Annotated in this window: 7 protein-coding genes and 1 pseudogene; 5 read left to right on the forward strand and 3 right to left on the reverse strand. The window is 72.9% G+C overall.

The annotated features are described in order from the left end of the window. Genes GEV28_RS03180 through GEV28_RS03200 form a run of 5 tightly spaced genes read left to right on the forward strand, consistent with a single transcriptional unit; the run spans position 1 to position 8,357 of the window. Positions 1 to 1,047: an SDR family oxidoreductase gene (locus GEV28_RS03180; protein ID WP_291408381.1), complete on the forward strand. Its 1,047-nt coding sequence runs from the start codon at positions 1 to 3 to the stop codon at positions 1,045 to 1,047. After that, positions 1,044 to 1,964, forward strand: a complete 921-nt coding sequence (locus GEV28_RS03185; RefSeq protein WP_291408383.1) for an SDR family NAD(P)-dependent oxidoreductase — start codon at positions 1,044 to 1,046, stop codon at positions 1,962 to 1,964. Before GEV28_RS03180 ends, GEV28_RS03185 begins: the two co-directional genes overlap by 4 nt. After that, complete coding sequence (locus GEV28_RS03190; RefSeq protein WP_291408385.1) at positions 1,961 to 2,848, forward strand: cyclopropane-fatty-acyl-phospholipid synthase family protein; 888 nt, start codon at positions 1,961 to 1,963, stop codon at positions 2,846 to 2,848. The genes GEV28_RS03185 and GEV28_RS03190 overlap by 4 nt, the downstream gene beginning before the upstream one ends. Positions 2,849 to 2,882: 34 nt before the next feature. Continuing rightward, positions 2,883 to 4,268 (forward strand): FAD-binding oxidoreductase, encoded by a 1,386-nt coding sequence (locus tag GEV28_RS03195; protein WP_291408387.1) that lies wholly within the window; start codon positions 2,883 to 2,885, stop codon positions 4,266 to 4,268. A 21-nt stretch (positions 4,269 to 4,289) separates the two neighbouring features. Then, on the forward strand, positions 4,290 to 8,357 hold the full coding sequence (locus tag GEV28_RS03200) for an alpha/beta fold hydrolase (protein ID WP_367115021.1): 4,068 nt from the start codon (positions 4,290 to 4,292) through the stop codon (positions 8,355 to 8,357). A 26-nt stretch (positions 8,358 to 8,383) separates the two neighbouring features. On the opposite strand, the gene GEV28_RS03205 is transcribed toward GEV28_RS03200, so the two are convergent. From GEV28_RS03205 to GEV28_RS03215, 3 genes and pseudogenes are all read right to left on the reverse strand, one after another. After that, complete coding sequence (locus GEV28_RS03205) at positions 8,384 to 9,061, reverse strand: zf-HC2 domain-containing protein (protein WP_291408389.1); 678 nt, start codon at positions 9,059 to 9,061, stop codon at positions 8,384 to 8,386. Beyond that, complete coding sequence (locus GEV28_RS03210) at positions 9,058 to 9,603, reverse strand: sigma-70 family RNA polymerase sigma factor (protein ID WP_291408391.1); 546 nt, start codon at positions 9,601 to 9,603, stop codon at positions 9,058 to 9,060. The genes GEV28_RS03205 and GEV28_RS03210 overlap by 4 nt, the downstream gene beginning before the upstream one ends. Before the next feature lie 142 nt (positions 9,604 to 9,745). Next, positions 9,746 to 11,080: pseudogene (locus GEV28_RS03215) on the reverse strand (amidohydrolase). Positions 11,081 to 11,543 lie beyond the last annotated feature (463 nt).

Consider the following 11,543-nt stretch of genomic DNA (forward strand, 5'->3'; position numbering starts at 1 on the left):
ATGCAAACAAACGTGGCACGCACGATCCTGCTCACCGGCGCGTCCGGGGTGATCGGCCGGGCCGTCGCCGAGCAGCTTCGCCCGCACCGGGTGATCGGCCTGGTGCACAGCGACACCTCCCAGCCCGACGTGGCCGAGGTGCTGCGAAGCGACCTGGCCGAGCCCCGGCTCGGTCTGTCCCAATGGGACTGGGACCGGCTCGCCGACGAGGTCGACGCGATCGTCCACTCGGGAGCGTTGACCGAGTGGGGCCAGCCGTGGCCCCGCTACGAGGCGATCAACATCGGCGGCACCCGGCGGGTCATCGAGCTGGCCAGGGCGGCCGACGCGCCGGTGCACTACGTCAGCACGTGCTTCGTGCACGCCATCGAGCGCGACGAGCTGGCGAAGCTGGGACCGGACAACGTGGTCCGGCCCTACATCCGGTCCAAGTTGGACTCCGAGCGGCTGCTCCAGGACAGCGGGGTGGCCTGGAACATCCACCGGCCGACAAACCTGGTCGGCGACTCGCGCACCGGCGCGAGCAGCCAACCGCAGATCGTGCAGGCCATGTCCGACTGGTTCTGCCGGGGGAAGGCGCCGTTCTTCCCCGCCCACAAGGGAAACCTGGTCGACGTCATACCCCTGGACGTCACCGCCATCGCGATCGCCCGCGGGGTGCTGGCCGACGATCTCGGCCACATCCGCTGGCTCACCTACGGCGCCGACGCGATGACCGTCGCGCAGGCGCAGGAGATCCTGGTCGCGCACAGCGCGCGGAACTGGCGGGAGATCCCGCGGGTGCCGATCATCGACCCGCGGCTGCCGCTGCCGGTGCCGCTGGCCGACATCCCGGCCACCTCGCGGGCCTTCCTCAAGGTCCTGATCGACGTCAGCGAGGTGACCCACGCGTGCGGCGGCGTGCTGCCCACCTCGATGCGCGAGCTCGTCGAGGGGCTGGACGTCCCGATGCCGTCGGACCGCGACGCCTACCGGCGCAGCCTCACCTACTGGACGAACGTGCGGAACGCCGCGCGGCACAAGGCAACCATCAAGGAGGTCGCATGAGCACCACCGACTGGACGCCGCCGGACCTGCGCGGGAAGGTCGCGCTGGTCACCGGCGCGAGCCGCGGCGTCGGCCGGGGCGTCGCGCGGGCGCTGGGCGAGGCGGGCGCGAAGGTCTACGTCACCGGCCGGAGCACCCGCGGCTCGGACACCACGGAGAACCTGCCCGGCACCGTCGACGACACCGCCGACGAGGTCACCACCCGCGGCGGCACCGGGGTCGCGGTCCGCTGCGACCACACGGTCGACGCGGACGTCGAGGCGCTGCTCGCGCGGATCACCGACGAGGACGGCCGGCTCGACCTGCTCGTCAACAACGCGTGGGCGGGCTACGAGCGCAGCGACGAGGAGCGGTTCGACGCGCCGTTCTGGAAGCAGCCGCAGTGGCGCTACGACCTGTTCGCCGCGTCGCTGCGCGGCCAGTTCGTGGCGAGCCGGCTCGCGGTTCCGCTGATGCTGCCGGACAAGAGCGGGCTCGTCGTCAACATCTCGTTCACCGACGGCGAGGTCTACCTCGGCCAGGCCGCGTACGACATGTGCAAGACCGCGTCCGACCGGCTGGCCCTGGGCATGGGCCACGAGCTGCGCAAGCACGGCGTGGCCGCGGTCGCGCTGCACCCCGGGTTCGTGCGCACCGAGCGGGTCGAGGCGGCGTGGGACTTGCTCGGCGCCGGACCGGCCGAGGTCGTGCACTCGCCGGAGTACGTGGGCCGCGCGATCGCCTCACTCGCCGTGGACCCGGAGGTCATGTCGGTGTCCGGGCAGCGGCTCGCGGTCGGCGACCTCGCCGCGCGGTACGGGTTCACCGACGTGGACGGCCGGCAGCCGCCGGCGTTCAAGCTGGAGGGTCGGATGACGCTGGCCGCCAGGATGGAGCGGCTCAACCGGGTCGTCGCGGCGGCAGGAGCCGGCAAATGACCAGTCAGATCGACTACCAGGGCGCCTCCGCCGAGGCGATCCAGAGCCACTACGACCGGGGCAACGACTTCTACGCGCTGTGGCTGGACCCGACCCGCAGCTACTCGTGCGCCCTGTGGCAGGGCCCGGACGACACGCTGCGGGCCGCGCAGGAGCGCAAGCTCGACCACCTCGCCACCGGCGCCCGCGTCCGCGGCGCCGGCCGGGTGCTCGACGTCGGCTGCGGCTGGGGCGGCATGATGCGCCGGCTCGTCGACACGCACGACGTGTCCGAAGTGGTCGGCCTGACACTCGCCAACGAGCAGGCCGCGCACATCGCGACGTTCGCCGACGCGCGCTACGACGTGCGGGTGCAGAACTGGGTCGACCACGCGCCCGGGGCCCGGGACGGCAAGGCACCCTACGACGCGATCGTCTCGATCGGCGCGTTCGAGCACTTCGCCGACTTCGGCCTCGCCCGCGCGGGCCGGGTCGCCGCGTACCGCCGGTTCTTCGACAGCTGCGCCGAATGGCTGCCACCGGGCGGGCGGCTCGCGCTGCAGACCAACGTCAAGGGCAACAACGTCAAGCTGGACCGCAAGACCGTGAAGGACCTGCTGTTCATCTGCGACCAGATCTTCCCCGAGTCCGAGCTGCCGTGGGTCTCGGAGATCTTCGAGGCGAGCGAGCGCAGGTTCGACCTGGTGTCGGCCCGAAACGATGCCGACCACTACGCGCGCACGTGCCAGGAGTGGCACGACAACCTCGTGGCCAACCGGGCCGCGGCGGTGGCGATGGTCGGCGAGCAGCGGGTCGCGGACTACGAGCGGTACCTGCGCGCGTCGGTGGACGGGTTCCGCAACCGCCACCTCGGCCTGGTCCGGATCGTCTTCGAGCGCACGTAAAGCCCACCACAACACAGCGAACCAGGGGACGGACATGGCGACCATCAGCTCGACGGGCACCTCGGCGCCCGCCGACGGCTCAGGGATCACACACTCGATCTACTGGCGGGACACCGAGGCGGTCGAGCCCGGACCGCCGCTGGCCGGCGACGTCCGGTGCGACGTCGGCATCATCGGCGGTGGCTACACCGGCATGTGGACGGCCTACTTCCTCAAGCAGGCCGACCCGTCGCTGGACATCCACATCGTCGAGATGGACTACGCGGGGGCCGGCGCGTCCGGGCACGCCGACGGGTTCGTCACGCCAACGATCGGGCACAGCCTCGCCGGGCTGGTGCACGGCTTCGGCACCGAGCGCGCCAAGACCGCCTACGCGGTGGTCGGCCGCTCGATGCTGGAGCTGGACCGGTTCTGTCGCAAGCACGACGTGGACGCCGAGCTCGAGTCCACCGGCTACTTCTCGGTGGCCGCGTCGGAGGCGCAGCTGCGGCTGCTGCGGCGCGACGTCGACCTCGCCGAGAAGATCGGCGCCAAGAACTCGCTGCAGCTGCTGGGGCGGGCGGAGGCGCGGGAGCGGATCGGCTCGCCGGCCATCCACGGCGCGTTCAAGGTCGGCGGTGCGCTGCTCAACCCGCACCGGCTCGCCCGCGGCCTCGCCCGGGTGGTGCGGGGGATGGGCGTGCACATCCACGAGCGCACCACCGCGACCGGAGTGACCAAGGAGAACGGCCGGCACGTGATCACCACGCCCGGTGGCCGGGTGGTCGCCGACAAGCTCGTCCTCGGCACGGACGCCTACCAGCACCAGTTCTCCGGGTACAAGCACGGCGTCAAACCGGTGTGGAGCTATGCGGTGGTCACCGAGCCGCTCACCGAGGAGCAGCTCGCGCAGGTGCACTGGCCGGACCGGGAGGGCTTCGTCGAGTCGCGCAACTTCATCATCTTCGGCCGCTTCACCAAGGACAACCGGCTGCTGTTCGGCGGCGGGCCCGCGCCGTACTACTACGGCCGGGACATGGCCGAGGACAAGTACATGCGCCGGGACGCCTCGACCCAGTTCCTGCGGGACGCGCTCGTCCGGTACTTCCCCGCGTGGCGGGACGTGCGGATCGCCTACTCCTACGGCGGTTGCGTCGGCATGACGCGCGACTTCGTGCCGCATGTCGGCAACACCGACGACGGCGTGTACCACGCCTACGGCTACTGCGGCAACGGGATCGCGCTGACCCACACGGCCGGCAAGATCCTGCGCGACCTGATCCTGGGACGCGACTCCGCGTACTCGAACCTGCTGTTCGTGAACCGCAAGGAGCGCCGGTTCCCGGTGGAGCCGGTGTCGTGGATGGGTGCCCGCGCGCTGACCGCGCTGCTGTCCTTCCAGGACCGGCACCCGAACCTCATCAAGAAGCAGCTGGTCTAGTTCTCTGTGGACGGAGTGGTGATGAGCGCGCACGAGGGACCCTTTGCCAGCGGATTGACCGACCTGTCCGATCGGGACCGGGAGCGGCGCGTGACCGACCTGGTGTGCGCCACCACCGCCGAGCTTCTCGGCTGGGAGGCCGGTTCGGTCGACCAGGACAAGCCCTACCAGGAGTACGGCTACAACTCGATGGCCGCGGTCGAGCTGAGCCGGCTGCTGTCCGTCGCAACAGGACTCGAGCTGCCGCTGACGCTGCTGTTCGACTGCCCGACGCCCGCGGCCGTCGCCGCGCACCTGCTGTCCTCGCTGGGGCTGCGCACCGAGGCGGATGCCGTCGCGGACGTCGACGGGCCGGCGGCCGTGGCCGACGAGCCGATGGCGATCGTCGGGATGGCCTGCCGGTACCCCGGTGGGGTGACCTCGCCCGACGCGCTGTGGGAGCTGGTCGACGCCGGCCGGGACGCGGTGTCCGCGTTCCCCGGCGACCGCGGCTGGGATCTGCCGGCACTGTTCGCCTCGGACGGTCCGGGAACGTCGGTCGCCCGCGCCGGTGGGTTCCTCGACGACGTCGCCGGGTTCGACGCGGACTTCTTCGGGGTCTCGCCGCGGGAGGCGGTCGCGATCGACCCGCAGCAGCGGCTGCTGCTGGAGACGGCGTGGGAGTCGGTGGAGTACGCCGGGATCGACCCGACCTCGTTGCGTGGCACGGCGACCGGGGTGTTCGTCGGGGTGAGCACGGCGGAGTACGCGTGGCTCGCCCGGTCCGGCCCGGTGTCGCTGGAGGGGTACTGGGGGCTCGGCACGGCCGGCTCGGTGGCGTCCGGGCGGATCGCGTACAAGCTCGGTCTCGAGGGGCCGGCGCTGACCATCGACACGGCGTGCTCGTCGTCGCTCGTCGCGTTGCACCTTGCCGGGCAGTCGTTGCGCCGCGGGGAATGCTCACTCGCGTTGGTGGGCGGGGTCGCGGTGCTGGCGACACCGACGATGTTCGTGGAGTTCTCCCGGCAGGGCGGGCTCGCCGCGGACGGCCGGTGCAAGTCGTTCTCCGCGGCCGCGGACGGCACCGGGTGGGCCGAGGGCGTCGGCATGGTGCTGGTGGAGCGGCTGTCCGACGCCGAGCGTCTGGGGCACCTGGTGCTGGCGGTGGTGCGCGGTTCGGCGGTGAACCAGGACGGTGCGTCGAACGGGTTGACGGCGCCGAACGGGCCGTCGCAGCAGCGGGTGATCCGGGCCGCGCTGGCCGATGCCGGGTTGCGACCGTCCGATGTGGACGTGGTGGAGGCGCACGGCACCGGTACCACCTTGGGCGACCCGATCGAGGCGCAGGCGATCATCGCCGCCTACGGGCAGCGCCGCGACCGCCCGCTGTGGCTCGGGTCGCTGAAGTCCAACATCGGGCACGCGCAGGCCGCGGCCGGGGTCGGCGGGATCATCAAGATGGTGCAGGCGATGCGGTACTCGCGGCTGCCGGCGACCCTGCACGTGGACGAGCCGACGCCGAAGGTCGACTGGTCGGCCGGGTCGGTTTCGCTGCTGACCAGTGCGGTGCCGTGGGAGCCCGGTGACTCGCCGAGGCGGGCGGCGGTGTCGGCGTTCGGCATCGGCGGGACGAACGCGCACGTGGTCCTGGAGGAGCCGCCCGCGGCCGTACTGCCGTCCGTTGTGGACGGCCCGGCGGCGTGGCCGCTGAGCGCGAGGTCCGCCGCCGCGCTGCGGGCGCAGGCCGCCGCGCTGCGCGGACTCACCGACCCGTCACCGGTGCTCGTCGGGCACGCGCTCGCGGTGAGCCGGGCCCGGTTCCCGCACCGGGCCGTCGTGATGGGGGAGTCGGCGCAGGAGTTGCTGGCCGGCCTGGCCTCCCTCGCGGCCGGCGACCTTCCGGCCAACGCGGTGCGCGGCGTCGCCGGCCGGCCGGGCCGGCTGGCGGTCCTGTTCACCGGCCAGGGCAGCCAACGCGCCGGCGCAGGCCGCGCGCTGGCCCGGCGGTACCCGGTCTTCGCCGAGGCGCTCGACGCGGTGTGCGCCTGCCTCGACCCGAGGCTGGACGTGTCGCTGCGCGAGGTGATGTTCGGCGAGTCCGAGCTGCTGCACCAGACCCGCTACACCCAGGCGGCGCTGTTCGCCTTGGAGGTGGCGCTCTACCGGCTGGTGGAGTCGTGGGGCGTGCGGCCGGACTTCCTGATGGGCCACTCGATCGGTGAGCTCGCCGCCGCGCATGTGGCCGGCGTGCTGTCCCTGCCCGATGCCTGCGCCCTGGTCGCGGCCCGCGGCACGTTGATGGGAAACCTGCCGCAGGGTGGTGCGATGGCCGCCGTGGAGGCCACCGAGGCCGAGGTCCTGCCGGAGCTGGCCGCCGGTGTGTCGATCGCCGCGATCAACGGCCCGACGTCGGTGGTCCTGTCCGGTGTGGAGGCACGGGTCCTGGCCATCGCCGCGAGCTGGAAGTCCCGGGGCCGCCGGACGAAGCGACTGCGGGTCAGCCACGCCTTCCACTCCCCATTGATCGACCCGATGCTGGCGGAGTTCGCCAGGGTGGCTGCCGGGCTGCACTACGCCGAGCCGGCGATCCCGATCGTCTCCAACGTGACCGGTGCGCTGGCCGGCCCCGAGCTGCGCACGCCGGAGTACTGGGTCCGGCACGCCCGGGACGCGGTCCGGTTCGTCGACGGCGTCCGCGCCCTGCACGAGGCCGGCGCCACCGCCTACCTGGAGCTGGGCCCGAACGCCGCGCTGACCACTATGGCCCGCGACTGCCTGCCGCCCGGCGCCGCCCTGGTGTCGGCCCTGCGCGGCCACCGCCCAGAACCGATGTCGCTGGTCACCGCCATGGCGGAGCTGCACGTCCGCGGTCTCGATCCGGACTGGCCGGCGGTGCTGGGTGTCGCCCCGCAGGTCGCGCCGGTGCCGCTGCCCACCTATGCCTTCCAGCGCGACCACTACTGGGTGCCGTCCTCGGGTGCGCCGGTGCGGCCGGCCGAGCCCGCGGCTGACTCCGTGTCTGTGTCCATGTCGGAGTCCGCGCCGAAGCCCGGGTCGTTGCTGGACCTCGTGCGCACCCAGGCGGCCGCCGTGCTCGGGCACTCCGATGTGGACAAGATCGATCCGGCGCGCTCCTTGCTGGAGCTGGGTATCGACTCGATCGGTGGGGCGGAGCTGCACCGCCGGCTGGCCGACGCCGCCGGCGCGGACCTGCCGCCGACGCTGCTGATCGACCACACCACCGCGGCCGCCGTCGCCGCCGCGCTGGGCGAGCTCGGGGAGCCGGCGGCGCCGGCGGCCGCGGTGGTGCTCGGCACGCTGACCCAGCTGGTCCGGCAGGCGCACGAGCAAGGCGCACTCCCGGACGCGGTTCCCGTGCTGGCGAACGCGTCCCGGTTCCGGCAGGCGTTCACCGCGGCGGACCACGTCGAGGCGCAGTCCGTGCTCGTGTCCAACGGCGCGGCCGAGCCGACGTTGATCTGCGTCCCGTCGTTCCTGGCCGGGTCCGGGCCGCACCAGTTCGCCAGGTTCGGCACGGCGTTCCGGCGGCGCAGGCGGATCGCGGCGCTCACCCTGCCCGGTTTCGGCGCGGACCCGCGGCTGCCGGCGTCGTGGGCGGTGGCGGTCGAGGCACTGGCGTCGGCCACGAAGCTGGCCGCCATGGGTGGGCCGGTCGTGCTGGTCGGGTACTCGATCGGCGGGGTCGTGGCGCACGCGGTCGCCGCCGAGCTGGCCGGCGCCGGGCAGCCGCCCGACGGGGTGGTCCTGATCGACACGTTCGAGCCGGCCGCCGAGGACCGTGCGGGCACCTTCGGCTGGGCGATGGGCCAGATCATCGACCGGGACCACGAGTTCGTCGTGATCAACGACGCCAACGTCCTGGCGATGGGGGCGTACCTGCGCATCTTCGACGACTGGCGGCTCGCCGAACCGCCCGCGCCGTCGTTGCTCCTGGCGGCCGACCGGCCGAACGCGGGCCGCCATGCCGCGAACTGGCGCATGTGGCAGGCCGCCGACCAGGTGACCGAGGTGCCCGGCGACCACTTCTCCGTGCTGGAGCAGGACGCGGCCACCTCGGCACGGGCCGTGGAGGACTGGCTGGACCGCTGAGCCCGCGGCGGGCTCAGCGGGTCTGGTCAGAGCGGGACCGTGACCATCGTGTCGCCGTCGGTGGTGACCACCCGGACCGACTCGACCTCCGCGGGGTCGACGAGCGCGGCGCCGTCCAGCGGGGTGCCCTCATGCTCGCCGGTCGCGGACACCTTCCAGCTGCCCGCCAGCACCGGGTCTCCGTCGCGCGGCACCACGAACAGCTCGCAGTCGAGGCCCTTCGGGAGGCCGCTCACGTCGGCGTGCACCGTGACCCAGCCGGCCTTCGGGACCATCGTCACGGCCATCGTCGCGCCGGTGCCCGAGTCGGTGACCTTCTCGGTGACGGCGTTCGCCGGCAGCGCGGCGACCTGGTCGGGTGCCGTCTGCCGGCCGATCAGGACCCCGCCGCCGAGCGCGATCGCCACGGCGACCGCCGCGGCCACGAGGATCAGCGGCGACCGCCGCCGGATCTCCGGTGGCGCGTCGCCACGGGCGCGGCGCAGGGTCTTCTGCAGCAGGATGTCGTCGGCGGGCGGGCCGTCGAGGAACGCCTCCGGCGGCACCTGGTCCAGCGACACCCGCAGGTTCCCGATCTCCTGGACCTCGCGCTGGCATTCGGCGCAGCCGGCAACGTGCGCGTGCACCACGCTCTGCTCGGCCGGGTCGAGCGCGCCGAGTGCGTACGCCACGAGCTGGGGACCGTCGTGCTCGACGGAGTTCATCGCGCACCTCCCCGCGGCCCGCCCAGCGTCGCCCGCAACGCGCGGACGGCGTGAAACGTCCTCGATTTCACCGTACCCGGGGCGATCCGCAGCGCGGCGGCCGTCTCGTTGACCGTGCGCCCGCGGTAGTACAGCTCGACCAGCACCGCGCGATGGTCGGGAGAGAGGTGTTCCAGGGCGCCGAGCACGGTGATCGTGTCGACCACCTCGTCCGCGTGATCACGCTGCGATGTCGGCACGTCCACCTGTTGATTGACCTCGGCGGGGCGAACGGCCTTCGCTCGTGCGCGGTCGGTGATGATGTTGCGGGCCACCGTGAGCAGCCAACCACGCACCGAGCCTGTGCCGTGCTCGAGGTCGTCGGCGTGCTTCCAGGCGCGCAGCAGCGTCTCCTGCACGACGTCCTCGGCGGCGGCGCGGTCGCCGGTGAGCCGTACGGCGTAGGCCAGCAGGCTCCGGCCGTGCTCCTCGTAGAGCGAGCGGATCAGGTCCTCGCCGGGCACCCGTCGCGCTCGCCGCGACTTCCTGCCTGGGATTACCACGCCTGCCATCACCTGCCCCGACATCGGTTTTCGAGGTTGCACCACAACCGCCCGGGTGAGCCAGGCAGGGCTTCGCTCGACGAGGAGGGTACTGGACAGGGGCGCGGTCACAATCACCACACGAGTGGATCGCGTGAACGGTTCACTCTGCCCTGTACGTAAGCCTCCCCTCGAGGACCGTTGCGGCGACCGGCATGTCACGCAGCTCGCCCGGCGGCAGACCGGCCAGGTCGCGGCCGGTCAGGACCAGGTCGGCGCAGTCACCCACTTGTATGGTGATCGGGCCTCCGGTGCTGGCCGTAAGGGCCGCGGCCAGTGGGATCGCGTGTTCGGGGTGCCAGGCCGGCCGGTCGTCGGTGCGGGTGACCGCCGAGGCGATGCCGTCCCACGGGTCGAGCGGCGCGACCGGGGCGTCGGAGCCGAACTCCAGCCGGGTGCCGGCGTCGAGGAGGGCGGCGTAGGCGAAGGCGCGCGCGGTGCGGCCGGGCCAGTGCCGGTCGGCGGCGTCGCGGTCGTCGGGCGCGTGCGCGGGGTGGACGCCCGCGGTGATGTCCCGCTCCGCGAACCTCGGGACGTCGCTCGTCGCCAGCAGTTGGGCGTGCTCGATCCGGGCGTTGGTCCTGACCGTGGCGAGGACGGTGGTGAGGACGTCGAGCGCGATCCGGTTCGCGTGGTCGCCGATCGCGTGCAGGGCCGGTTCGATGCCGTGCTCGGCGGCGTGCCGGACGATCTTCTCGAGCTCGTCGTGGTCGAGGAGCAGCTCGCCGTGCCCGCCGCCGTCGGGGTAGCGGTCGTCGCAGTACGCGGTGCGGGTGTTGAGCAAGCCGTTGAGGAAGAGCGTGAGCGGGCCGACGGTGAGGAGCTCGGCGAGTACGTCACCCGTGCGGTGACCGCGCTGGATCGTCTGTCGAGGAGGAAACGCGCGACGACGCAGCGGATCCTGGTCGACGGCCGCCGGACGGCGCTCCTGCGGAGCCAGTCGGTGACGGTGTCGGCGTACTCGTAGTCGGCGATCGCGGTCACGCCCCGCGCGGCGGCCGCGTCGGTGGCATCGAGGACCCAGCGGTCGGTGGCCGGCGCGGGCAGCGCGGCGGTGAGCGCCATGCACTCGTCCTCGACGAACACGCCCGTCGGGTGGTCCCTGCCGACGAGCGCGAGCGCGGCCGAGCTGAGCCACAAGGTGTGCAGGTCGTTGCTGAACAGCGCGGCCGGCTGGTCGGGCAGGCCCGGTCCAGCAGTGTCTTGTGTGGACGGTTCGGCCAGAGCGCGGCACCGAAGTGCGCGGCGGTGAGCAGCTCGCCCGGCGTCCCGTGCCCTCGGAGGAGCTCCACCGCGTGCACGGCCGAGGTCGCGCCCGCAAGCGAGACCCGCCGCCGCGCCGAGGCCCACTGCACCATGTGCACATGAGCGTCGACGAGCCCGGGCAACAACGTGCCCCCCGCCCGTCGATGACCTCGACCCCACCACCGGGTACCACGCGCCGAGCCGGTCGCGGTCGCCCGCGGACATGCCACGCGCGTCGGCCAGCGCACGCAGCACGGCCGTGCCGCCGCGGATGTTCGCGGCCGGGTCGGTCCGAAGCTCCGACCCGGGTAGCCCGGTGAGCGTCGCGGCCTGCTCCAGCGGGTGCCTCGACGGGTTGCTCACCAGGTGCATCACGCCGAAGCCGTTGTCCTGGCCGGGTTCCCGTCGTGCCCGTTGAGCCGCGTCTCGCCCTAGCCGACCGCGACGATGAGGTCGCGGGGCACGTCGAACTCCGCCGCCGCGTCCGTGACCGGGCGTCCACAGTGGACTGTGCGGCCGTCGCGGGGAGTGCGCCGGCCACGGCCGCGCCGACCATGGCCGAGGCGTGCCGCCTTACGCATCACGGAACCCCCCGACCTCGGCGAGCATCTCGTAGGCCTTGCCCTCGGCCTGGTCGTAGCGCTCCGGGCAGCACG

The organism is Actinophytocola sp. (assembly GCF_009379765.1).
Classification (GTDB): Bacteria; Actinomycetota; Actinomycetes; order Mycobacteriales; family Pseudonocardiaceae; genus Actinophytocola.

Coding starts and splice junctions, on each gene's coding strand:
- GEV28_RS03190 (WP_291408385.1), top strand. CDS start 1,961: ATGACCAGTCAGATCGACTACCAGGGCGCCTCCGCCGAGGCGATCCAG.
- GEV28_RS03195 (WP_291408387.1), top strand. CDS start 2,883: ATGGCGACCATCAGCTCGACGGGCACCTCGGCGCCCGCCGACGGCTCA.
- GEV28_RS03205 (WP_291408389.1), bottom strand. CDS start 9,061: ATGAACTCCGTCGAGCACGACGGTCCCCAGCTCGTGGCGTACGCACTC.
- GEV28_RS03185 (WP_291408383.1), top strand. CDS start 1,044: ATGAGCACCACCGACTGGACGCCGCCGGACCTGCGCGGGAAGGTCGCG.
- GEV28_RS03180 (WP_291408381.1), top strand. CDS start 1: ATGCAAACAAACGTGGCACGCACGATCCTGCTCACCGGCGCGTCCGGG.
- GEV28_RS03200 (WP_367115021.1), top strand. CDS start 4,290: ATGAGCGCGCACGAGGGACCCTTTGCCAGCGGATTGACCGACCTGTCC.